Source organism: Listeria monocytogenes (genome assembly GCF_041765605.1).
GTDB lineage: Bacteria > Bacillota > Bacilli > Lactobacillales > Listeriaceae > Listeria > Listeria monocytogenes_D.
The window spans coordinates 1,825,893-1,850,504 of record NZ_CP168900.1; the positions used below are offsets into that span (position 1 = coordinate 1,825,893).

Here is a 24,612-nt window from a genome sequence, read left to right on the forward strand (position 1 = left end):
TTCTAGTACCTCCTCGGCAGAACTCTCTTCCCATTTTAGCTGAATTAACCGCAAAAGCCAATTACTTTTTATCGGCCATCACAATTTTGATGAAAGAATTAATACATAAAAAGTAATACGCGGCGTAACATATAATATAAATACCTGTACCAATTAAAACTGGATATTTTATATTATCCATTAAATTAATAGAAATACCCCATAATGCAGCCATTGAATGGGCAATTCCGAAAAATAACGGAATAACAAAAATTGGCCAGACTTGCTTAGAAATAATCTTTCGTACTTCTTTTTCAGTAACACCTAATTTAAATAAAATATCAAACTTCGCTTTTTCTGAAACCGCATCGGTGACTAATTTAAAGTAAATAATACTTCCCGTCGCTAAAAAGAATACGACCCCAATAAAAATACCAATAAATAATAAGGAACCTACTAATGTAGAAATCAAATGGTAATTTGTATAATACGAAGAAACATTATCTGAAAATAGTGAAGGCGAACCGTCCACGATTGTTTGTACTTTTTTATCCAGGCTTTCGCTATGGTTTGGATTGGTAATATCAAACATCGTAACAGATTCCGGTTGGAAAAGTCTTTCTAAATCATCATAATATTCATCTGATACAACAAGTGTTTCATAAGAAATCCCTGTGTTGAAAATCGAATTTTCGCGGAAATCTACTACTTTCATTGGTGGCATATTCTTCGCAGCAGCTTTATTGGATTGAACGACCATTTTACGCGTTAGCCATTTCTCTTGAATTTCAGGTCTTGCATAATAGGTGCTTTTCCCAAGCAGTATCGCATCACCATAAGCGATTTTTTTAGGTGGAACAAAATCACTTTGTTGCCTTTCACCAATGCGATTAAATTCTGACTCCGATACAACCGTGTGAATCATTGTATCCATCCGCATTTTATATTTAGGAATATCTTTATATTCCACTTCTGCACTAACCATCTCGGCTTGCATCAAACTTTTCAATTTATGGTCTGGATCATTATGAATCGTTTGGATAATTTCTTCTTCATTTGTAGCTGTGATATTGAGGACTTGATAGCTGGACGGATTTTCCGCAGAAATATCATCAATCGTGCGCACATAAAAGCTACTCATAGAGCCAATAATTGTTAGTGTAGTCGCACTAAGGACAGCAATCATCGCAATTGTCCCAGCATTTTTCTTCAATCTAAAACGAAGCGATGTAATTCCAAGCATATTGGTTCCATTATAGAAGAAATGCTTATTATTATATAGCTTTCGGATTATATAAGGCGTCCCAAATCGAACCATCAACCACGTTCCTAAAACAACACTAAGAATGATGACTAAAACTAAATCAAAAAAATCATAGGCCAACCAAATGGGCGATTCTTCAATATTACTCGTTGCTAAAAAGTAACCAAAAATAATTAAAGCAAGGCCAATTAACATAAAAATGAATGAGCCTTTCGCCACTTTTTCCTCTTTTTCATCATTTTTAAATAGTTGGCTCAAATTATAACGTAATACAATAAAAATCGCATAGACAGATGTGAACAGCATGATACAAAAAAAGACGAGCATTGTATCTATAATTGCTTTAAATGAAATAATAAATTCTGCATCGATGGAAAGTCCAACAATCCAAAATAAAACCATTGCAAACAATTTAGAAGAAAAGATTCCAATCAATACGCCAAAAATAGTCGCTAACATATACAGCATCGCGTTTTCAAAAAACAATACCAATACGACTTGTGATTTCCGCAAACCAAGCAAAGAATAAAGACCTATTTCTCGTTTTCGTCTTTTAAGAAAAAAGCTGTTGGAATAAAAGATAAAAAAGAAAATAAATAAAATCAACATAATACTGGCTGAAGAAAACATTGCTGGTCCAAATAGTTCCCAGCGTTTAAACACCGTCTCAATAAGCGGGTTATAAGATAGTGAAACAAATGTGAAAAACACTAATACACAAACAATCAATGAAACAAAATAAACAATATATTGATTAAAATTCTTTCGCATATTAGTCAGCGCCACTTTAAATAACATCGTTTTCGCCACCTCCAAGAAGCGCCAACACATCTAACACCTTTTGGAAAAATTGTTTTCTAGAACTTGTCCCTCGGTAGATTTCAGTGAAAATTTCGCCGTCTTTTATAAACATAATTCTTTCGCAGTAACTGGCAGCAAAGGCATCATGCGTCACCATCATAATAGTAGAATCACGCACATCTTTTGCTTGAGAGAGTCCTTCTAACAAATTGGTCGCTGCTTTGGAGTCAAGGGCACCAGTAGGTTCATCCGCAAAAATCAACGTTGGTTCGGTAATCATTGCACGACAAACCGCAGTCCGTTGCTTTTGCCCACCAGATATTTCTGTTGGATATTTGTTTCTAAGTTCAAAAATCCCGAACTGACGAGCAATGATTTCAAACCGTTGATCAATTTCTGCTTGTTTAATATGTGCAAGCGCCAGTGGTAAAACAATATTATCTTTCACTGTCATCGTATCTAACAGATTATAGTCTTGAAAAATAAAGCCAAGTTGGTCTCTTCTAAAAACAGCTAATTCTTTCCCGTTCATATTAGAAATCTGTTTCCCAGCAATTTCAATTTCTCCAGAAGTTGGTTTATCTATAGAAGATAACACATTTAATAAAGTAGACTTCCCCGCACCAGAAGGACCCATAATACCAACAAATGAGCCTTTTTGTATTTCTAAACTAATACTTCCAAGCGCAGAAAATAAATTTCCTTTTGACCCGTATACTTTTCTAACTTTATGCGCCTTTAGCACTGTTTCCATTGTATTCCTCCCGTTACGTTCATTCTTTGGCTATTTTACCTTAATTTCCACCAATATACTATGGGCTATAGTTGTATTTATCAAAAAAAATCATCCCCCTATTAAAAAACAGACAAATGATTTTTTTCGCTATTTCTTTTCTATAAAAATTTCTGTACCAATGGTTTCGTCATCTGTATAAGTCGACCGCATTGTCTGAATAAGTGTTTCGAGCTCTTCTAAACTAATAGAAACATCCGCGGCAATAATATCCCATGCTATCTCTTCTCGTCCATTTATTGATGTCATTATCTTTAATCTGCCTTGCGAAAAAAGCACCATAGCAGGTTTCTTTAGTTCTGTTGCTTTAATTTCATTCCACGACTTAAAGTCCCCACGATAAGCAACTCCACGTTCTGTTAATTCAACAGTTGGAGCAAGATTAATTAACCGAAACAATGGTCGTAACACACAAAGGCCGATAAACACGAGTAAAATCATTTCCTCTATACCATTTACACCTTTGATATGACTAAAAACAACATAAAGTAATAACCCCACTGCCATCCAAAGTAAGCAACTAGAAAAAATCAAACGGCGGTTTACCCCAAATTCTATTTTCTCAGTTTTCTTTGTTTGTTCTAGCTCATTCTCTATCATTTTTTTCCTCCAGTTTTACGACTCTCTTATTTCTATTGTACTAAAAATATACTACAATGGGAAGGAAGCATTCATGCGGCTTTTTATTTTAAAGAAAACAGCCTACTTTCGGTTGACCTTTTTGGCATTTGTGATATAATTTCTTTAATGCTTTTAAGTAGTAAAATGTAATAATCCAATAAAGGAGGAGAACATCATCGATCAAGTTATCTTAATTGGCTTCATGGGAGCTGGAAAAACAACGGTTGGAAACATACTCGCAAACTTAGCTAACTTACCGTACATCGATATTGACGAAGTAATTACGAGCGAACAAGGAATGAGTGTATCGGACATTTTTGCGAAATATGGTGAAAAAGAATTCCGCCGTCTAGAACATGAAAAATTAAAAGAATTAGCTAATACCAAAGCCGTTATAGCAACAGGCGGTGGCATTGTTCTCAATCCTGAAAATAGAGAAGTATTAAAAAATACATATCCGGTTATTTATTTAGAAACGGATCCAGAAGTATTTATGAATCGCTTAAAAGGCGACACCACACGTCCACTTGTACAACAAAAAACAGCCGAAGAAATTCGCGCCATTTTTGAACCTAGAATTGCTCATTATCAAGATTCCGCAGACTTTATCGTTAACACGGATAATCGCAACCAAGTAGAAGTTGCTAAAGCGATCTTAACGATGTTAGATAAGTAAAAAAACAGCGCTAAAAATTTAGCGCTGTTTTTTTATTCCGTACAATGTCTACACCACATATCCGGTAAGACGGATGTATAGTCTTTTGTAAATGTTAATAAGTCATAAAACATACTGTCCGCATAACCAGCGTCAATATCTTCTATTTTGTTCAATTCTATTTCACGGTGAAGTGCTTCAAGCGCCGCATCACGAAGAGCTGGTAAAACATAACCTGTGATTTTAATTTGAGCTAAAGCAGCTGAAACAGTAATTCTATCGGACGTTCGAACATCACTACCAAACTCCGCCAAAAGCTGTTGCAATCGCTCTACGCCATCGTCTTTTGCTGGGACATAATTTGCTTTTTTCACTGTTTCCATCATGTATTTTGGAAAAGCGGCTAAATTTAGTCCTTGGTCACTTTTGTCACTGAAGTATTCTTCTAAACGGCGAAGTACCTCAAGGCCATCTTCATATCCGAATGGGCCATAACTATCCTGTTCATCCAAATAAAAACTCGCTTTAAAATGCTCTTTGAAATGTGGATGTGTTGTTGCGCTATCTAATGCGGCACCAGGCTGGTCGATATACATACTAATTGCCATTCTCATTTCCTCCATTCATGTGAAATCTCTTACATTCATCTTACCAAATTCTATTCCATTTTGAAAGAAGAAATAAATATGACAATTTACCAACAATTTTATAGTCTAATTTTAGTTATAATGTATATTAATTAACTTTCAAACTCGAAAACAGTTAATTAAACTACTACTTTTCTTGAAAAAGTTAATTTTTTCTCCTTTGACCATTTTTTTATTTCGTGGTTAAATAAAAACTGGACTTGGTTATTGCTAATCTCGTCTGTTAATTTATTAGTTGACCACACACACTCGAAAAGCAAAAACCGCCATTTATCCCATTATGGCGGTTTTTGTATACTTAATTTAAATGTAGAACAGTCACAGCTTCTATATGTGTTGTCATTGGAAACATATCTACAGGCTGAACTTTTTTCGCTACATAGCCGCCATCCGTTAAGATTTTCATATCACGGGCTAATGTCCCTGGATTACAAGAAACATACACTACTTTCTTCGGTTTCATTGCTAAAATTGTTTCCAGTAATTTTTCATCGCAACCTTTTCGAGGCGGATCAACTACTAGGACGTCTGCTTCAATTCCAGCTTTGTACCACGCCGGAATGACCTCTTCGGCTTTACCTGTTTCAAAAGTTGTATTCGTTAATTCATTGAGCTCTGCATTGGCACGAGCATCTTGTATCGCTTGATCGACAATTTCTACCCCATAGACATGCTTGGCTTTTTTTGCAAGACAAAGGGAAATAGAGCCAATACCGCAATAAGCATCAATTACTGTTTCTTCTCCAGTTAATTCAGCCGCATCGATGGCTTGTTGATACAAAACTTCTGTTTGAAGCGGATTTACTTGGTAAAAAGAACGCGCCGAAATCGCGAAACGAATGCCATGAATCGTATCCTCAATGATATCTTTTCCCCAAAGTGTTTTCGTACGATCTCCAAAAATCACATTTGTTTTATGTGGATTAATATTTTGAACAATCGAGGTTAATTCCAGTTGTTCGACCAAATCCTGCACAATTTCATTTTTAAAAGGCATACGTTCTTTTGTGGTTACAAGAACAAGCATTAACTGGCCCGTCGTATGCGCAAATCTTGTCATAATATGGCGGATATCGCCTTTTCCTGTTTTTTCATCATACGGTTCTGTTCCGTATTTAGCTAGGATTTCACGTGTTTTTTGAACAGCAAAATCACCTTGCTCATTATGAATTAAACAAGTGGACATGTCGATAATGGCATGGCTTCTTTTTTGGTAAAAACCTGCTGTTAACTTACCATTAACAAATCCTACTGGTACTTGTGATTTATTCCGGTAGCGCCAAGGATTTTCCATGCCTAGCGTTTCTGGAACATCTACATTAAGTTTCCCAATTCGCTTCATCGTTTCTTCCACTTGATTTCGTTTAAACGCAAGCTGACCATCGTAGCTTAAGTGTTGCAAGCTACAACCGCCACATTTGGAATAAACCGCACATGGAGGTTCTACGCGGTCTGCACTAACCGATTCAATAGTCTCCATCCGAGCAAAGCCGTAATTTTTATTGAGCTTTATTATTTTAGCTGTCACTTTTTCGCCAGGTAACGTATTTGGAATGAAAAGTGGGTATCCGTCAATTTTGCCAACCCCACTGCCGTCATGCGTTAAATCTTCAATAGTAAGTTCAATGGATTGGTTCTTTTTTAAAAGGGATGCTTCCAAAGTCCCTTGCCCCTCTCTTTGCTTTACTTAATAATGTATTCGATACCGATTGGTTCTTTAATTACCGCTTCTTCTTGCTCTTTAAAAACAAGCATGGTATTTTTCTGTAACGTAAAATCATAAATAAATGTTTTTGGATAGATAGTGACATTTTTATTCGTAGTCAACGCTTTTGTGTTATCTGTAATAGTCGTTTCTTCTGGAATCTGGCTATCAAAAATACCAGCTGCTACTTCTGCATCATCACTTGAATAACTTGTCTTTAGAGATACTTTGATATTATTGTTTGTTGTGTCTTCTATTGTTACAGGTGTTTTTTCTGTTTGTACAGAACGTTCACCACTTGTAATTTCATAGTTTGCGAATTTTTTCTGGATAGTTGTTGTTGGGTAACGATATTTTGTATTAGTAATATACTCAGAAACTTTCTTTGCTTCAATACGAAGTCGATATGCTTTGATACCTTTATAACGATTATCAGTAGAAGCTAACTCTTTTAAAATATCTTCGTTAGTTGTTTCTAAAATTAAATCCCCATTTGTTGCAATTGTTGTGTTTGTATTTGCTGCAGGGATAGATAAAATAATATTATCTTGTATTGGAACTTGCATTTGATTGTTTATCCATACTTTATTACTTTCAATTAGCTCTGTTTTCGTTACTTTTGGAGCTTGCTCTTCTGCATCCACTTGCCAAAAGAAAAAAACAGCCGCTGCGATAGCAATGATAAGAACGATTATTATCACTGTGAACTTTTTAAAAAGATGTCCACTTGTCATATCGCATTCACCTCATTTCTTGTCAGAATACCTATTATACTTGTTTTGCTCAAATAAGACAAATTTCTAACAATAATTACATCCTTTTTACTATGTTGCAATTAGGACGTTTAGGCTAAAGAAAAAAACTACCAAGCTGGGCAGTTTTTAGCTATTTTCTTTTATGAATAAATCAGTTGCAGGGATGTCATCCACACTTGCGAAAAATTCGATATGTTGTCTTAAATTGCGGAATTCCATTGGCGTTTCCCCACCAAGCTCCCCGTCAAGGTTAATTAACATCTTATCTTCTGAGTTAACAATCACTTTTTCGGATTTTACATAGATAACATTAGGTTCTTTAATATGATCTCCTCGAAGCGCCAGTGTGACTAAACGGATAAATTCGGCTAAATTTACTTTTTTCACGATAATGAGTGAAAATTTACCATCGTCTAACTTGGCATCTGGGGCGATTTTTTCAAAGCCGCCGATGGAATTAGTTAATCCTAATAGGAAAAACATCACTTCCCCTTCAAATACGCCTTGATCATATTCTACTTTTACTTTAGTTGCTTTTAAGGATGGTAACATTTCGATACCTTTTAAATAATAAGCAAGTTGACCGAGCATTGTTTTTAGACGGCTGGGAACATCGTAAGTGAGTTCTGTTAAACGACCTCCGCCACCTATATTAATAAAATATGTTTCATTTGCTTTACCTATATCCATTGCTACACTTTGACCAGCTGCTATAATCTTCGTTGCTTTAATCACGTCTCTAGGCACATGTAAGGCTCTTGCAAAATCATTGGTTGTCCCGGTTGGTATAATCCCTACTTTGGGGCGATATTCTTTTTCGGCAATACCGTTAATAACTTCATTAATGGTTCCATCTCCGCCAGCTGCTACAACTAAATCGAATCGATCTCTTACAGCTTCTTCCGCAGCATGTTTGGCATCATCTGGTTCTGCAGTTGTTGCGTGCGCAGATGTTACATAGCCTGCTTGCTCTAATATCGAAAGGACATCTGCAAGATTTTTCTTGATGATTTCTCTTCCAGATGTGGGATTATAAATAACTCGAGCGTGTTTTTGCATTATGTTCGTCCTCTCCTTCACTCAAACAGCGTTGTTCAAAAGAAAAGCGCGTTTTGACACATGATAGTAATATTATAGCAAATTTAACTATAAATTCCTAATAAATATAAAAGCAGCGAGGCAAAATACCTCACTGCTACATTGTTTAACGTTTGTTCATTTCTTCTAGTAATAATTTATTAACCATTGGTGGGTTTGCTTGTCCTTTGGTTGCTTTCATTACTTGACCAACTAAGAATCCAACCGCACGATCCTTACCATTTTTGAAGTCGACAATGGATTGCTCATTGTTATCTAGAATTTCACTAATGATAGTGCGTAAAGCTCCTTCATCAGAAATTTGGACAAGTCCTTTGTCTTTTACTAATTGCTCTGCATCGCCACCATTTTGCGCTAATTCGCGGAAAACTTTTTTGGCAATTTTAGAGGAAATAGTACCGGCTTCGATTAATTTAATCATCCCAGCAAGGTTTTCGGGAGTTAGTCCTGTTTCATGAAGTTCTTTTTGTTCTGCGTTTAAGTAGGCAGAAACTTCGCCCATTAGCCAGTTTGAAGCTTGTTTTGCATCTGCTCCAGCTGCAAGCGTTGCTTCAAAAAAGTCAGACATTTCTTTTGTAAGCGTGAGAACCATTGCATCATATGCTGGCAAACCAAGATCGTTAATGTAACGAATTTGGCGTTTGTCTGGAAGTTCAGGAATTTCTGCACGAATACGTTCTTTCCAAGCATCATCAATAAATAAATCTACTAAATCTGGTTCTGGGAAATAACGATAATCGTCGGATCCTTCTTTAATTCGCATCAAAGAGGTTTTTCCTGTTGCTTCTTCAAAACGACGAGTTTCTTGTTCGATAATCCCGCCAGACTTAAGTACTTCAGCTTGGCGTTTTTCTTCATATTCGATACCTTTACGTACGTTGTTGAAAGAGTTTAGGTTTTTAAGTTCTGTTTTTACGCCAAATTCTTCTTGGCCGATTGGACGGATAGAGATATTGGCATCACAGCGCATCGAACCTTCTTCCATTTTCACATCGGATACGCCAGTGTATTGAATGATAGATTTTAATTTTTCTAAGTACGCATATGCTTCTTCTGCAGAACGAATGTCTGGTTCTGAAACGATTTCGATAAGTGGTGTTCCTTGACGGTTAATATCCACTAACGAATAACCATGAGAAGTATGGGTATTTTTCCCAGCATCTTCTTCTAAATGAAGACGAGTAATGCCGATTTTTTTCTTTTTACCACCAACTTCGATTTCAATCCAGCCATGTTCGCCAATTGGTTTATCGAATTGGGAAATTTGGTATGCTTTGGGATTATCTGGGTAAAAATAGTTTTTGCGGTCGAATTTTGTATGTTCAGCAATCTCACAGTTAATTGCCATGGCTGCTTTCATACCAAATTCCACTGCACGTTTATTTAAAACTGGTAAAACACCTGGCATTCCTAAGTCTACCACGGTTGTATTTGTATTTGGTTCTGCTCCAAAATGAGCTGGCGCAGAAGAAAATATTTTTGAATTGGTTTTTAACTCTACGTGAACCTCAAGTCCAATAACTGTTTCAAAATTCATTGCTACGCCTCCTATAAGTTTGGTTTTTCTTTATGGAATGTTGTTTCTTGTTCAAATGCGTGCGCTACTTTGTAAAGTAATGATTCTTCGAAGTAGTTACCGATAATTTGTAATCCTACCGGTAAGCCGTCTGAGAATCCACAAGGAACAGAAATAGCTGGCACACCTGCTAAGTTAATCGGAACAGTTAAAATATCGTTGGAATACATTGTAATTGGATCGTTAATCATTCCGTCAATTTTAAATGCTGTTGTCGGGGAACTAGGTCCGATAATAACATCATAGTTTTCAAATACATTAACAAAGTCTTGCTTAATTAACGTACGCGCTTGTTGTGCTTTTTTGTAGTAAGCATCGTAATAACCAGAACTTAACGCATATGTTCCAAGCATAATACGACGTTTTACTTCATCGCCAAAGCCTTCAGAACGAGTTTTTGTATAAAGTTCTTCTAAAGTAGTTGCGTTTGGAGAACGGTATCCGTAACGAACGCCGTCAAAACGAGATAGATTAGAAGAAGCTTCACTAGATGCTAAAATGTAATAACTTGCTACACCGTATTCAGAATGAGGTAAAGAAACTTCATCCCAAGTCGCGCCAAGTTTTTCAAGTGTTTTAAGCGCATCTAATACTGCTTGTTTTACGCCAGGATCAACGCCTTCGCCAAGATATTCTTTTGGAACACCGATGCGTAAGCCTTTAATGTCTCCTGTTAAGCTATCTGAGAAGCGTTCAACTGGTTGGTTGATGGAAGTTGAATCATTTGCATCTAAACCAGAAATTGCTTCTAGTAAATAGGCATTATCTTCTACATTTTTAGTAATTGGACCGATTTGGTCTAAGGAAGACGCAAAGGCAATTAAACCAAAACGAGATACACGGCCATATGTAGGTTTCATTCCGACTACCCCACAAAAAGCTGCTGGTTGGCGAATCGAGCCGCCAGTGTCACTACCAAGCGAGAATAAAACTTCGCCAGCTGCAACTGCAGATGCACTACCACCTGAAGAGCCACCAGGAACTCTTGATAAATCCCACGGGTTATGTGTTTTGTGGAAATACGATGTTTCTGTCGAAGATCCCATCGCAAATTCATCCATGTTTAATTTTCCGATATTAATTGTTTGCGCGTTTTTTAATTTAGACACAACAGTTGCATCGTAAATTGGATCGAAGTTTTCTAAAATTTTACTTGCTGCTGTTGTGCGCAAGCTTTTTGTAACAATATTATCTTTAATCCCGATTGGAAGACCTGCAAGCATATTGTTAGGATCAATACCAGCATCTCCAAGTTCTTCTGCGACACCAAATGCTGCTTCTTTATTTAAAGTAATAAAAGAACCAACTTTGTCCTCTACAGATTCAATTCGGTTGAAAGATTCTGATACTAAATCAAATGGTGAAATCTCTTTTTTTACTAATTTATCATGTAGTTCTTTTACTGAAAAATCAAATAAACCCAAAATATTTTCCCTCCTTAGCCTATTTATTGTTCCATAATTGTAGGTACTTTGAACATGCCGTCTTGCTCATCTGGTGCATTTTTTAGTACTTCTTTACGATCTAACCCTTTTGTTGCCACATCTTCACGTAATACATTGGATACGTCAATTGCATGGCTGGTAGGTTCTACGTTTGTAGTATCTAAAGTATTTAATTGCTCTACTAGCTCAATAATTTTACCAAGCTGACCAGCAAAAGCAGTTGCTTCGGTTTCTGATACTTCTAGTTTGGCAAGGTTTGCTACTTTTTCTACAGTTTCTTTTGATATATTTGACAAAATGCCATCCTCCTTTTTAGTGTTACTTTCTATGCGGTAGTGCTTCCCGCCTATTAAAAATGGGAAGAACTGTCCTCTCCTGCATAATTATACAACAGGAAAGAACAATTCGCATTGTTTTTATTAATCGTAAATGTGAGCAGTTGCTGCATCTTCATTTGCTTTTCTTGTAATTAATGCAGCTGGACCATCCGTTGTTGAAATATTGACTTGCAAATCAGCAGTCTTTGGAATATGTTGTCCAACTAAATCCGTTACATACTGTGTAAAGCCGATAATCTCTGCTTCACCATAAAATTGTAATGGAATATCAATGTTTAGTTCAGCTAGTTGTCCGTCCTCATATCGACCACGACCAACGACACCTGTGAAGTTTGGATAATAATCTTCAATTGCTTTTTTGAAATTCAAGAAGTTGTCATTGTCAGTTTTGTGATCTTTGGCAGATTCAGTTGATGGTAAAACATAATTTTTTTCATCAATATCTTTCCAACCAGAAAGACTATCACCATTAGCTGTTGCATACGCAATGTAATTTCCTGGAGCTACCGCATCACGAGCACCTTGCTTGTAAATAGCTATCGTTACGGGAACATTTTCTAAACCTTTTGTTTGGCGAATACGATTTAACACAGTGGCAGACATTTCTTTCCCTTGTGCTAATAAATCGCTATCGCTAATGGCTTGTTCGTAAGTGTCTCCGTATTTTTCTTTTTGATAATAATCGACTGAATTCATCGCTAGTGCGATAGAAATCCCGCCAAGTGCCACGGTATCTTTGTCCGTTTGTTTCAAATAATCTTGTTCTAAAATATGCGCTAGATAGATTGGATTACGATTTTCGCCGTTACCATTACTTTCTGGATTTAACCCATTCGGATTTTTATCGCTTTTTCTATCTAACCATTTTTCTAACGTTTCTTTATCCAAATATTGCCCTTCTTGGAAAAGGTAATTATCTGGAGAGTATTTATTTTGAGAAACACGCATTAAACCAGCTTCTAATTCGTTAATATCATATCGTGAATAAATATTCGATACGACAAGGCCGCGAGATTTACTTGCTTTGTATGGTAGTACGGTTTTGTAATAATTGGATGAGATTTGGTTTTTTGTCATGATGCCCGTTTCCGCTTTGGAATCATCTTTTTGTACCACTTTATCATTTGAGTCAAGTTTTGGGGCACAGCCAGAGAGCACAAGCGTTAAGCCGAGCGCTGCTATTATGAGTTTTTTCATTCGTTTAATCCACCTTCGTCTGGTAAGTACTCTATTAAGTCTTCTTCTGACCAAATAGGAATGGCTAGTTCTTCAGCTTTGGCTAGTTTAGAACCAGCATCACTGCCAGCTACAACAACATCCGTTTTCTTACTGACGCTTCCAGAAACATTTCCTCCGAGGGATTCGATTAATGCTTTTGCATCATTCCGCGTTAACTTTTCTAATTTCCCAGTTAAGACAACGGTTTTACCTGCGAAAACAAGTTCTTCCTCAGACATATCTTCTAGTTTTGGCCCTGTATAGGTCATATTGACGCCAGCCCTTTTTAGTTCTTCTAATAAATCATGTACTTCTTCATTCGCAAAATAGGTCACAATACTGTCTGCCATTTTTTCACCAATGTCGTTAATACTTGTCAGTGTTTCCTTGTCTGCTACTTTCAAATTATCCATTGTATCGAAATGAATGGCAAGTGATTTGGCGGCTTTTGCACCAACATGGCGAATGCCTAAGCCGAAAAGTAATTTTTCAAGCGAATTTTGTTTACTTGCTTCGATGGATGCCAGTAAATTAGTTACTGATTTCTCACCCATTCTTTCTAATTCTAACAGTTTCTCCTTCGAAAGGAAAAACAAATCTGCTACATCTTTAATTAAATGCTGTGAAAACAGCTGGATAATCACTTTTTCGCCGAGGCCATCAATGTTCATCGCATTCCTGGAAACAAAGTGGATAAGTCCTTCTTTTATTTGAGCTGGGCATTTAGGATTAATACATCTCAACGCCACTTCTTCCTCTAAACGAACCAATTCACTGTCGCACGTTGGACAATTTTTCGGCATATGGAAGGGTTCTTCACTTCCGCTACGTTCTTCGGTGATGCTTTTAATGACTTCTGGAATGATATCGCCAGCTTTTTTGATTAAAACGGTGTCGCCAATGCGGATGTCTTTTTCCGTAATTAAATCTTCGTTATGAAGCGAAGCGCGGCTAACGGTTGTTCCTGCCACTCTCACTGGTTCTAACACGGCGGTGGGAGTTATCACACCTGTTCTACCAACATTTAATTCGATATCGAGTAACTTAGTTGGTACTTCTTCGGCTGGGAATTTATAAGCAATCGACCAACGAGGCGATTTAACGGTGGTCCCCATTTGGCGTTGTTGCTCTAGGTTGTTTAATTTTAAAACAATGCCGTCAATATCGTATGCTAAGCCGGCGCGTTTTTCTGTCCATTCTTCAATGTACGCATAAACTTCTTCTAAACTGTTGCAAAGTCGGCGTTCTTTATTGACTTTAAGACCAAGTGTTTCAAGCATATCTAAGCCGGCGCTATGAGTTTCAACGCCCATTTCGCCAAAATCTGCTACTGCATAAAGGAAGATATCAAGATTTCTCGACGCTGCAATTTTTGTGTCCAATTGTCGAAGCGAGCCAGCCGCAGCATTTCGTGGATTGGCAAATAACATCTGGCCTTCTTCTTCACGAATTTCATTTAGTTTTTGGAAGGAGCGTTTTGGCATGAAAGCCTCACCGCGAACTTCAATGGAATAGTCCTTTTGAAGTTTCATTGGGATGGAGCGAATTGTACGCAAGTTAGCAGTAATGTCTTCCCCAATGGTTCCATCACCACGAGTAGCACCTTGTTTATATTTACCATTTTCGTATTGAAGAGATACTGCTAGTCCGTCAATTTTAAGTTCGCACATATAAGCAATATCATCGCCCACTTTGTCGCGAATTCGGCGGTCAAAGTCTGCCAAGTCTTCTTGGTTAAAAGCGTTGGCAAGACTTAACATCGGTGTGTCATGTGCTACTTTTTTAAAACCTTCTAAAACTTCTCCGCCAACTCGTTTTGACGGAGATTCAGGTGTAACCCACTCGGGATGCGCTTCTTCTATTTTAAGTAGTTCTTGCATCTTCTGATCGTATTCGGCATCTTCTACTGTTGGATTATCAATTACATAATAATCATAGCTGTACTGATCAAGTATGTTGATTAGTTCCTCATACCTTTTTTTATCAGCCATCATTCTTCACCTGCTTTTTCCAAATTTATACTTTTTCAATTGGCGCAAATTCTGCGAGCAATCGTTTGACGCCAGTTGGGCTCGGGAATGCAATATCTAGTTCCATTCCGCTACCTTCCCCTTTGACACTGACGACTGTTCCTACGCCCCATTTTTTATGACTGGCTTTATCGCCGACTGTCCAACCAAGCGTTTCTGCTCCAGAGGATTTATACGCAGTAGTTGTTTTTTGTGGCATACGCGGTTTGGCATATGGTTTGTCTGCTTTTAATTTATTTTCATTACCTAACTCAAGTAAGTCTCGAGGGATTTCTCCAATAAAACGAGATTCCTGATTAGATGACGGGCGACCATAAAGCATCCGCGAGTAAGCGCTCGTTAGGAAAAGTTCTTCTTCCGCTCGAGTAATACCAACGTAAGCAAGTCGGCGCTCTTCTTCCATTTCTTCTTCTTCATAAATGGCTCTAGAATGTGGGAAAATCCCTTCTTCCATTCCGACTAAAAAGACAACTGGGAATTCTAGCCCTTTGGCAGAGTGAAGTGTCATCAGTGTGACAGCCCCGTTTTGTTCTTCATTGTCTTCTTCTAACTTATCGACGTCAGCAACGAGTGCTAAATCAGTTAAAAAGGCAATTAACGTTTTATCGTCATTTTCCTTCTCAAAGTTTTGTGTTACAGATAAAAACTCGTCGATATTTTCTAAACGTGTTTGTGCTTCAATAGTTCGTTCATTTTTTAGCATTGCGCGGTAGCCTGTTTTTTCAAGGATTTCTTCTACGAGTTCGGTTACGGATAAGAAATCTTGCATTTGCGTGAAGCCGCGAATCAAATCATGAAACGCAACTAAGTCTTTGCTTATTTTAGGCGAAATTCCCGCTAGTTCGATGCGGTTAAGGACTTCAAACAAGCTCAAATCATACGTGGTCGCCACATTATTTAGTTTATCTAAAGTACCTGGTCCAACGCCGCGTTTTGGTACATTAATGATACGTGTCAAACTAATATCGTCTTCATTATTACTAATCAGACGTAAATACGCCAAAATGTCTTTAATTTCTTTTCTGTCATAGAACTTCGTGCCGCCGACCATCGTGTACGCCATATTTGACTTCATGAAATATTCTTCCATTACACGGGACTGGGCATTGGTTCTATAAAGAATCGCAAAGTCAGAAAGTGGTCGATTCGAGTTATTTACTTCTTCTTGAATTTTCATAACTACATAGGCCGCTTCTTCTTTTTCCGTTAATGCTTTATGATAAAAAATCTTCTTCCCTTCTGCATTGCTAGTCCAAAGATTTTTCGGTTTACGATTACCATTATTTTCGATAACACGGTTCGCCGCTTCTAAAATACGTTTTGTCGAACGGTAATTCTCTTCTAACAAAATGGTTTTCGCATTGGGGTAATCTTTTTCGAAGGACATGATGTTACTAATGTCCGCCCCGCGCCAACCATAAATAGATTGATCCGAGTCACCTACGACGCATAAGTTTTTGAAACGAGAAGCAAGCTGTTTCACGAGTAAATACTGCGCGTGGTTGGTATCTTGGTACTCATCCACGTGAATATACTGGAATTTACGCTGATAATATTCTAAAACATCGGGCACACGTTCAAATAATTGAATGGTGACCATAATTAAATCATCAAAATCGAGTGCTTGATTTTTCTTAAGTTTCTTCTCGTATTTTTCGTAGACTTCGCCGACCATTTTGTCATAGAAACCACTTGCTTCTTTAATATATTCGCTTGCTGTTATCAGTTCATTTTTGGCATTGCTAATAGAAGCCAAAATTCCCCGTGGCTCAAACTTCTTAGGGTCAACATTCTTTTCTTTCAAAATGCCTTTAATAACCGATAATTGGTCACTGCCATCCAAAATGGTAAAATTGCGTTCATAACCAATCCGGTCAATATCGCGACGTAAAATCCGTACGCACATGGAGTGGAAAGTGGAAATCCAAATAGATTCTGCTTCTCCGCCCATTAAATTGCCAATCCGCGACTTCATTTCGCGAGCCGCTTTGTTCGTGAATGTAATCGCTAAAATATTATAAGGATTTACGCCACGTTCTCTCACTAAATAAGCTATCCGATGGGTCAAAACTCTTGTTTTTCCACTTCCGGCACCAGCCATAATTAATAAAGGTCCTTCTGTACTTTCTACTGCTCTTCGTTGTTCCGGATTCAATCCGTCCACTAATTCTTTTGCATTCAATTGCATTCTCCTATACACCACCATACAAACATTTGTTCTTATTTTATCATACTACACTTTATAATCAAACCGTTTTCTTCCTAAAAATAGTTGCGGTTTCTAGTGCTTTTTCTAAATCTTCATAAATAATATTGCCAACAATAATCGTATCCGCATATTTTGCCATTTCAGCAGCTTGTTCTTTTGAACGTATTCCGCCCCCATACCAAAATTTTGTATTACTTAATGCGGCACCTGCTTTTCTTACAACCTCTGGATCTCCGTACATGCCGCTATATTCGACATAAAAAATGGGCAGATGAAATATATTCTCTGCTAACCGCGCATAGGCAACGATGTCTTCGTCCGTTAAATCGGTCTTCGCTTCTGTTAAATGAGCCACTTTTGCATCTTTATTTAAAATAACGTAGCCTTCTGCTGTGACTCGTTTCCAAGGAATAAATGCTCCCATTTCTTTGATTAACTCCTGGTGTAAACCGTGTGTCCATTTACTATTTTCTGTATTCAACACTACTGGAATTAAAAAATGGTCCGCTTCAGGTAAAATCATGGACTCATTGCTTATTTCAAGGAAAATCGGCAAGTCCGTTTCACCTAATAATTCGTAGAGCTTTTGGACTGCTTCGATTTGTACATTATCCGTCCCACCAATAATAAATCCATCGGTTCCAGAATGGACGAGCTTCGTTAGATCATTCATTGGTAAATTCTTTGCTGGGTCTAACTTGAATAAATGCTTCATTTGCTCCTCCAAGTCTCTATAATGGGATATCTTATTATAGCATTAGTTACATTTCATCGCACCCTTACGACCAAAAATTTTAACTTTTTTTAAGCTTTTTTTACCAGTTGCTGTTGGGATAGCTTTTATTTTATGGTATGATGAGGAAAATTTGATTTTATTAAGACTTCGGAGTATTTACATAGAAAAAAGGAAATGGGGATATTATGCAAGAAAACAGAGAAGAATGGGGCTCAAAAGTCGGATTTATATTAGCATCCGCTGGGTCCGCAATAGGAATTGGTGCGATTTGGAAACTGCCTTATGTGGCTGCAACTGCAGGAGGTGGCGCATTTTTCTTATTGTTTTTAGTTTTAACTTTACTCGTTGTGATGCCACTTTTAATTGCAGAATTTGTGATTGGACGAGGTTCTGGCGGAGATGCCGTTCAAGCTTATAAAACACTCGCGCCCGGAACAAAGTGGAATTTGCTTGGAAAATTAGGCGTTGTAGGCGCAAGTATTTTATTTTCGTTTTATAGCGTAGTTGGTGGTTGGATTATCACTTACTTAATTAAAACACTTGCTGGCGGGATTGCTGGCGAAAATCAAGCAAGTCTGCTGCATGATTTCCAAGTGACGACAGCTAACCCGTGGATATCAGTTGGCGCAACGATTCTCTTTATTTTACTAAATGTCATTGTTATTAGCCGCGGAGTTGTTAGCGGGATTGAAAAAATGAGTAAGTTTATGATGCCAGCTCTATTTATTTTATTTATTGTTTTAATTATCAGGTCCTTAACACTACCTGGTGCGATGGAAGGTGTCGCATTTTTCTTACGCCCAGATTTTAGTCATTTTACTGCTCAAACGGTTCTTATTACACTTGGTCAGGCCTTCTTTTCACTCAGTGTAGGGATTTCGGTAATGGTAACCTATAGTTCTTATTTAAATCGGTCGACTAGTTTACCGCAGTCTGCCATTTCGGTTTCGCTTATGAATGTGTTTGTGTCGCTTCTTGCGGGATTGGCCATTTTCCCGGCAGCATTTTCGTTTAATATTACGCCAGATGCGGGACCTGGATTGTTATTCGTTATTTTACCTTCAATTTTTAATCAAATGCCCTTTGGGATGTTATTCTTTATTATTTTCTTGATTTTGTTCCTATTCGCCGCATTAACCTCTAGTTTCTCGATGCTTGAAGCAACGGTTGCGCCACTGATGAATGCCGGCGTTAATCGTAAAAAAGCAAGTCTTTGGATGGGGCTCGTAATCGTTTTGATGGCTATTCCAAGTGCGCTTAGTTTTGGCGTTTGGAGCGATGTTCAGATTTTTGGACTAAGTATTTTTGATGCTGCCGATTATCTTGTGTCGAATATTATCTTGCCAGTTGGTGCTTTATTTATCGCGATTTTCGTTGGCTACCGATTACCTCGCGAATTACTTCTAAAAGAATTTACCACAAGCAGCCATTTTGGGAAAAAAGTGTTTATTCTTTGGCTCTTTCTTATTAAATATATTGCACCAATCGCGATTATTTTCGTCTTCCTCTCTGCAACTGGTTTAATCGATTTTCTGTTTTAACAAAAAAAAAGCAATCCGCTAAGTTTTTAGCGAGATTGCTTTTCTTATATTGCCATGAGGACAATGCTTGTTACACAAATCAAGATTCCACTGAGGCCAATTGCCGTTCCAATGGCTCGTTTTTCTCTAACATTAGCAAGCGTCGTGAAAATAAAACAAATAATAAAGACCCAGTGCCACAGTAATGAAAAATCAAGCCCCGTGCCAGTGGCAATCATATTAATCACAAAATAAATAACTGCAAGCGCAAGAATAGAGATGATAACAATCTGATAGGTTTTACTATTAAACTTTTTCAACATAATCCCTACAATCTTATTCTGGCTTTGTCATTCTTGAAAATACAACATCATACATATCATTACCATAATGAAGTGAACGTTTTACACGTGAAATGGTTGCTGTACTTGCCCCAGTTTCAGATTCAATCACATTATATGTTTTTCCATCATGAAGCATTTTTGCTACTTGGAAACGTTGAGCCATGGACTGTATTTCATTCACTGTACAAACATCATCAAAAAAAGCATAACATTCTTCTAAATTCTCGAGCGTTAAAATCCCTTGGAAGAATTCATCCAATCCTTGTCCACGCAACTTCTCTATTTGCATATCTTTACCTCCAAATAATCTCATATATCCTACTTTCATATTTTAACGTACCAACGCGTAAAACACAAACGTTTCTCTTCACTAAATGAACAAAAAAAGTACTATCTAGGAATTTATCCTTGAGATAGTACTTTTAAATTATTCTGCTTTTGTGCCAATATCAATTCGATAAAAGAAATTCGGATTATCTAGTTTTTGCATTTCTGGATAAAGTAATGTGCGTGCATCAGTCATCGTTTCTGCTTCTTTTGCTAGTAGCAAGACGCGTCCACCATCAGAAATAAAATCGCCATTTTCATCTTGTTTTGTACCTGCATGATAAATCGCTACACCTTCTGCAACATCATTTAGACCAGTTAATTTGTTTCCTTTTTCATAATGTTCTGGATAACCGGCGCTTGCTAGGACAACTCCTAGCGTAATCCCTGATTTTTTAAAGCGCACATCTGGTTTTTCGTTATGGAGTAAAGCGTCTATCAGTGCTGCAAAATCACTTTCTAAACGAGGCAAAACAACTTGTGTTTCCGGATCTCCAAAGCGTGCGTTAAACTCAATTACTTTTGGACCTTCTGCGGTTAAGATAAGCCCAGCATAGAGAATTCCGCGGAAATAACGACCTTCTTTTACCATTCCTTTTGCAGCTGGAAGAAGAATTTTTTCGACAGCTTCGTCTACTACCGTTTCAGAAATATGTGGTACCGGAGAATAAGCGCCCATTCCGCCAGTATTTGGTCCTTTATCGCCTTCATAAGCGCGTTTATGATCTTGCGCGATAGCCATTGGATAAACTTCTTCCCCATTTACAAACGCCATCAATGAAAACTCTTCTCCCGCTAAAAAGTCCTCAATAACGACTTTGAGAGATGCGTCACCGAATTTTTCTTCTAGCATCATATCTTTTAACGCAAGAACTGCTTCTTCCATTTCTAACGCTACAGTGACTCCTTTTCCAGCAGCGAGCCCATCTGCTTTAATGACGATTGGCACACCCCGCTCATCCAAGTATGCCTTCGCTTCCGCATAATCGGTGAAGGTTCTTGATGCTGCCGTTGGAATAGCATATTTCTCCATAAATTGTTTCGCAAAATCTTTGCTGCCTTCAATTAATGCTGCATTTGCTTTTGGACCGAATGCTTTAATTCCAGCTTCTTCGAGAGCATCGACAACTCCTTCTAAAAGAGGCACTTCAGGCCCAACAATAACAAAAGCAATTTCTGCTTTTTTAGCAAAATCAATTAAACCAGCTTTATCCGTTTCAGAAATAGCTACGAGTTGGATGTTGTCTAAACGCATTCCGTCGTTTCCCGGAGCACAGTATACATTTTCGACATTGTTGGATTCTAATAATTTTTTACTAATAGCATGTTCTCTACCACCGCTACCAACTACTAATAAGTTCATTTATTTACACGTCCTTTTTGAGGATTAATGTTTGAAGTGTCGTACATGAGTTAGAACCATGGAAATACCATATTTGTTTGCCATCGCAATGGATTCCTTGTCTTTAATGGATCCACCAGGCTGAATAATCGCAGTGATTCCCGCTTTTGCCGCAGCTTCGACCGTATCATCCATTGGGAAAAAGGCATCTGAGGCAAGTACGGCTCCTTTTGCTTTCTCGCCAGCTTGCTCTAGTGCAATTAAAGCGGAACCGATTCGATTCATTTGTCCTGCACCAATTCCAAGTGTTTGTTTATCAGATCCTACTACTATCGCATTGGATTTTACATGTTTCACAATTTTCCACTGAGCAATTAAAGCTTTCATTTCCGCTTCTGTAGGTTGTTTTTCCGTTACTACTTCATAACTTGCTGTATCTTCTATAACAGAATCGCTCGCTTGAATAAGAAGTCCACCATTTACAGATGTTTTCTCGAAACCTTTTACGGAACCGGCAAACGGAACAGTTAACAAGCGAATATTTTTCTTTTTCGTTAAAATGGCAAACGCTTCTTCAGAGAAACTTGGCGCAATAATAATTTCTAAGAAAATTTTGCTCATATGTTCGGCTGTTTTCGCATCCACTTCTTTATTTAAGGCAACAATTCCTCCAAAAATAGACGTTTCATCCGCTTCATAAGCTTTCAAATAAGCTTCTTCAATATTTTCTCCAACACCAACGCCGCATGGATTCATATGTTTTACTGCAACCGCGACTGGCTCTGTAAATTCACTTGCAATTTTAAGTGCTGCATCTGCATCGCGAATATTGTTGTAAGATAACTCTTTACCGTGCAACTGTTTCGCGGAACTAATTGAATTTTCTACCGTGCCAGGTTCTGTATAAAAAGCGGCATCTTGGTGAGGATTTTCACCATAACGCAATACTTGTTTTCGATTGTAAGTTAATGTTACTTTTTCTGGGAAAGTTTCTCCAGTGATGTTCGTTAAGTATTCTGCAATTAAAGCATCATAGGCCGCTGTGTGCCGAAAAACTTTCGCAGCTAGACGTTGGCGCGTTTCAAAAGTAGTTGCACCGTGTTCTTCTAGTTCTGTAAGTACCGTATCGTAATCCACTGTATCAACTACAACAGTTACCGCTGCATAATTTTTCGCAGCTGAGCGTAACATCGAAGGTCCGCCAATATCAATATTTTCAATCGCTTCTTCTAAAGTAACACCAGATTTTTGAATCGTTTCTTGGAACGGATATAAATTTACAACGACTAAATCAATTGGCTTGATATCGTGTGCCGCAATAGCTTCCATATGTTCAGCTGTATCGCGTCTTGCCAGTAACCCACCATGAATTGCTGGATGAAGTGTTTTCACGCGACCATCAAGCATTTCTGGAAATTCAGTTACTTCTTCTATTCCTGTTACCGGTACGCCGGCTTGTTCAAATGCTGCTTTTGTTCCACCAGTCGAAATAATTTCTACTCCAAGTTCTACTAATTTTTCTGCAAATGGCACGATGCCGTTTTTATCTGACACACTAATAAGCGCTCTTTTCATGATAATTAATCGTTCCCTCCATTTTGAATTAATCCTCGAATCACTTTTGGATAAAAAATATGTTCTACTTGATGAATTTTTCCAGCCAAAGTATCTACAGTTTCCGCATGTTCAATCGGTACTTTCACTTGATCAATAATTGGTCCAGTATCCATTCCCGCATCCACAAAGTGCGCGGTGACACCAGTTTCTGAAACATTCGCTTGAATCGCTTGACCAATTGCATCTTTTCCTTTGAATTCAGGCAACAACGACGGGTGCAGGTTCACAATTTGCTCAGGGAATTCCGCTAATAAGGTTGGTCCAATCAAACGCATATATCCTGCTAGCACTAACAAATCAATTTCCAACCCGCGAAGTTCTAGTAAAATTTCTGTTTCAAAAGCTTCTTTATCCGGATAATTTTTCGCTTCAAAAAGAAAAACTGGAATATCCTGTTTGTTTGCCCGCTCTAAAACATAAGCATTCGGTTTATCACATACCAGTAATTTCACATGAGGCTTAATAAACTCATCATCCACTAAAGCTTGAAAATTCGAACCGTTACCCGAAGCAAAAATGGCTATATTCATCCTTTTGTTCCTCCTGTGAAAATAACCGCATCATTTTCACGTGTCGTAACTTCGCCAATTACATAAGCCGCTTCTCCGTTTTGGACGAGTACTTCTAATGTTCTTTCCACATCCGCTTTCGCAACTGCCAACACCATACCAATACCCATATTGAAAATTTCATACATTTCCATTTCGTTTAATTGGCCGTATTTCTTCATAACGTCAAAAATCGGCAACACTGGCCATGAACCTAGTTCCACTTTCACAGCTAAATCATTCGTTAACATCCGTGGTAAATTCTCTACAAATCCGCCACCCGTCACATGCGTAATTCCGTGCACATCTACCTCTTTCAATACTTCTAAAACTGGTTTGACATAAATACGTGTTGGTTTAAGTAGCTCTTCCACAAGTGGCACATCTAGTTCACTGATTTCCGCATCGAGTGTCAATTCGTTATCTTTAAAGAAAATTTTGCGCACTAGGGAGTAACCATTACTATGAATCCCGCTAGATGGAATTCCAATGAGTGTATCTCCTTCTTTGACTGCGCCTTCTGTAATTAGTTTCTGTTTCTCGACAGCCCCAACAGTAAAACCTGCTAAATCATAGTCGTCTGACCCGTACATATCGGGCATTTCAGCAGTTTCGCCGCCAATTAAAGCCGCACCAGCTTGTTCACAGCCGTCAGCCACGCCTTTAACAATTTGTTCCATTTTCACTGGATCTGTTTTTCCAGTAGCGATATAATCTAAGAAAAATAATGGCTCGGCGCCTTGAGCTAAAATGTCATTCACACACATTGCCACGCAGTCAATCCCAATGGTATCATGCTTATCTGCTTCAATTGCCAAAAGTAATTTTGTACCAACACCATCCGTACCAGAAACAAGGACAGGTTCTTTTAAATGCAAACTACTTAAGTCAAACATTCCACCAAATGAACCAAGTGCCCCCATAGCGCCTAATCGCTCTGTTCTAGCCACATGTTTTTTGATACGTTCTACAACTTGATAGCCAGCTTCTACGTCCACGCCTGCTTTACTATATGCATTTTCTGCCATTCGATTTGTCACTCCT

The 24,612-nt window shown here is 37.9% G+C and carries 22 protein-coding genes; 2 read left to right on the forward strand and 20 right to left on the reverse strand.

Going from position 1 to position 24,612, the window contains the following annotated elements; genetic code table 11:
• Window positions 1-61: 61 nt before the first annotated feature.
• The 3 genes from AB2Q86_RS09330 to AB2Q86_RS09340 form a co-directional block, all read right to left on the reverse strand.
• A complete protein-coding gene (locus AB2Q86_RS09330) occupies window positions 62-2,041 on the reverse strand; it encodes an ABC transporter permease (protein WP_012581162.1) in 1,980 nt (659 codons plus the stop codon).
• On the reverse strand, window positions 2,031-2,798 hold the full coding sequence (gene virB / locus AB2Q86_RS09335; RefSeq protein WP_003729796.1) for an ABC transporter ATP-binding protein VirB: 768 nt from the start codon (window positions 2,796-2,798) through the stop codon (window positions 2,031-2,033). The genes AB2Q86_RS09330 and virB overlap by 11 nt, the downstream gene beginning before the upstream one ends.
• Before the next feature lie 129 nt (window positions 2,799-2,927).
• Window positions 2,928-3,437, reverse strand: a complete 510-nt coding sequence (locus AB2Q86_RS09340) for a hypothetical protein (protein WP_012581161.1) — start codon at window positions 3,435-3,437, stop codon at window positions 2,928-2,930.
• Between the two features lie 208 nt (window positions 3,438-3,645).
• On the opposite strand from AB2Q86_RS09340, the gene AB2Q86_RS09345 reads away from it, so the two are divergent.
• Window positions 3,646-4,134, forward strand: a complete 489-nt coding sequence (locus AB2Q86_RS09345; protein WP_284647128.1) for a shikimate kinase — start codon at window positions 3,646-3,648, stop codon at window positions 4,132-4,134.
• Window positions 4,135-4,166: 32 nt separating this feature from the next.
• Here the strand turns inward: AB2Q86_RS09345 and AB2Q86_RS09350 are convergent, their stop codons facing one another.
• The 11 genes from AB2Q86_RS09350 to AB2Q86_RS09400 form a co-directional block, all read right to left on the reverse strand.
• The gene (locus AB2Q86_RS09350) at window positions 4,167-4,721 is read right to left on the reverse strand and encodes a hypothetical protein (RefSeq protein WP_012581160.1); all 555 of its coding nucleotides are present in this window, start codon (window positions 4,719-4,721) and stop codon (window positions 4,167-4,169) included.
• A gap of 337 nt (window positions 4,722-5,058) precedes the next feature.
• A complete protein-coding gene (gene rlmD / locus AB2Q86_RS09355; protein ID WP_003729800.1) occupies window positions 5,059-6,420 on the reverse strand; it encodes a 23S rRNA (uracil(1939)-C(5))-methyltransferase RlmD in 1,362 nt (453 codons plus the stop codon).
• A 23-nt stretch (window positions 6,421-6,443) separates the two neighbouring features.
• Window positions 6,444-7,199 carry a hypothetical protein gene (locus AB2Q86_RS09360; protein ID WP_012581158.1) on the reverse strand — a complete coding sequence of 252 codons (756 nt, stop codon included), beginning with the start codon at window positions 7,197-7,199 and terminating at the stop codon, window positions 6,444-6,446.
• Between the two features lie 147 nt (window positions 7,200-7,346).
• Window positions 7,347-8,279 (reverse strand): diacylglycerol kinase, encoded by a 933-nt coding sequence (locus AB2Q86_RS09365; RefSeq protein WP_003725530.1) that lies wholly within the window; start codon window positions 8,277-8,279, stop codon window positions 7,347-7,349.
• Between the two features lie 145 nt (window positions 8,280-8,424).
• A complete protein-coding gene (gatB, locus tag AB2Q86_RS09370; protein ID WP_012581157.1) occupies window positions 8,425-9,855 on the reverse strand; it encodes an Asp-tRNA(Asn)/Glu-tRNA(Gln) amidotransferase subunit GatB in 1,431 nt (476 codons plus the stop codon).
• 11 nt (window positions 9,856-9,866) lie between these two features.
• The gene (gene gatA / locus AB2Q86_RS09375) at window positions 9,867-11,318 is read right to left on the reverse strand and encodes an Asp-tRNA(Asn)/Glu-tRNA(Gln) amidotransferase subunit GatA (protein WP_003729803.1); all 1,452 of its coding nucleotides are present in this window, start codon (window positions 11,316-11,318) and stop codon (window positions 9,867-9,869) included.
• Window positions 11,319-11,341: 23 nt separating this feature from the next.
• The gene (gatC, locus tag AB2Q86_RS09380) at window positions 11,342-11,635 is read right to left on the reverse strand and encodes an Asp-tRNA(Asn)/Glu-tRNA(Gln) amidotransferase subunit GatC (RefSeq protein WP_003722233.1); all 294 of its coding nucleotides are present in this window, start codon (window positions 11,633-11,635) and stop codon (window positions 11,342-11,344) included.
• 123 nt (window positions 11,636-11,758) lie between these two features.
• Window positions 11,759-12,874 (reverse strand): CamS family sex pheromone protein, encoded by a 1,116-nt coding sequence (locus tag AB2Q86_RS09385; RefSeq protein ID WP_012581156.1) that lies wholly within the window; start codon window positions 12,872-12,874, stop codon window positions 11,759-11,761.
• Window positions 12,871-14,886: an NAD-dependent DNA ligase LigA gene (gene ligA, locus AB2Q86_RS09390; protein WP_012581155.1), complete on the reverse strand. Its 2,016-nt coding sequence runs from the start codon at window positions 14,884-14,886 to the stop codon at window positions 12,871-12,873. The genes AB2Q86_RS09385 and ligA overlap by 4 nt, the downstream gene beginning before the upstream one ends.
• A 25-nt stretch (window positions 14,887-14,911) precedes the next feature.
• Complete coding sequence (gene pcrA, locus AB2Q86_RS09395; protein WP_012581154.1) at window positions 14,912-17,107, reverse strand: DNA helicase PcrA; 2,196 nt, start codon at window positions 17,105-17,107, stop codon at window positions 14,912-14,914.
• 64 nt (window positions 17,108-17,171) lie between these two features.
• Complete coding sequence (locus AB2Q86_RS09400) at window positions 17,172-17,849, reverse strand: heptaprenylglyceryl phosphate synthase (protein ID WP_003729807.1); 678 nt, start codon at window positions 17,847-17,849, stop codon at window positions 17,172-17,174.
• 206 nt (window positions 17,850-18,055) lie between these two features.
• On the opposite strand from AB2Q86_RS09400, the gene AB2Q86_RS09405 reads away from it, so the two are divergent.
• Window positions 18,056-19,411: a sodium-dependent transporter gene (locus AB2Q86_RS09405; protein ID WP_003728227.1), complete on the forward strand. Its 1,356-nt coding sequence runs from the start codon at window positions 18,056-18,058 to the stop codon at window positions 19,409-19,411.
• Window positions 19,412-19,455: 44 nt separating this feature from the next.
• On the opposite strand, the gene AB2Q86_RS09410 is transcribed toward AB2Q86_RS09405, so the two are convergent.
• The 6 genes from AB2Q86_RS09410 to purM form a co-directional block, all read right to left on the reverse strand.
• Window positions 19,456-19,710 (reverse strand): hypothetical protein, encoded by a 255-nt coding sequence (locus AB2Q86_RS09410; protein ID WP_003728226.1) that lies wholly within the window; start codon window positions 19,708-19,710, stop codon window positions 19,456-19,458.
• Between the two features lie 16 nt (window positions 19,711-19,726).
• Window positions 19,727-20,023 (reverse strand): YerC/YecD family TrpR-related protein, encoded by a 297-nt coding sequence (locus AB2Q86_RS09415; RefSeq protein WP_003720075.1) that lies wholly within the window; start codon window positions 20,021-20,023, stop codon window positions 19,727-19,729.
• 138 nt (window positions 20,024-20,161) lie between these two features.
• Window positions 20,162-21,424, reverse strand: coding sequence for a phosphoribosylamine--glycine ligase (purD, locus tag AB2Q86_RS09420; RefSeq protein ID WP_012581153.1), 1,263 nt, complete (start codon window positions 21,422-21,424; stop codon window positions 20,162-20,164).
• A gap of 24 nt (window positions 21,425-21,448) precedes the next feature.
• Window positions 21,449-22,978 (reverse strand): bifunctional phosphoribosylaminoimidazolecarboxamide formyltransferase/IMP cyclohydrolase, encoded by a 1,530-nt coding sequence (gene purH / locus AB2Q86_RS09425; protein ID WP_012581152.1) that lies wholly within the window; start codon window positions 22,976-22,978, stop codon window positions 21,449-21,451.
• 5 nt (window positions 22,979-22,983) lie between these two features.
• Complete coding sequence (purN, locus tag AB2Q86_RS09430) at window positions 22,984-23,550, reverse strand: phosphoribosylglycinamide formyltransferase (protein WP_012581151.1); 567 nt, start codon at window positions 23,548-23,550, stop codon at window positions 22,984-22,986.
• Entirely contained in the window at window positions 23,547-24,596 is a 1,050-nt protein-coding gene (gene purM, locus AB2Q86_RS09435) for a phosphoribosylformylglycinamidine cyclo-ligase (RefSeq protein WP_012581150.1), read from the reverse strand. The genes purN and purM overlap by 4 nt, the downstream gene beginning before the upstream one ends.
• Window positions 24,597-24,612: the final 16 nt, after the last annotated feature.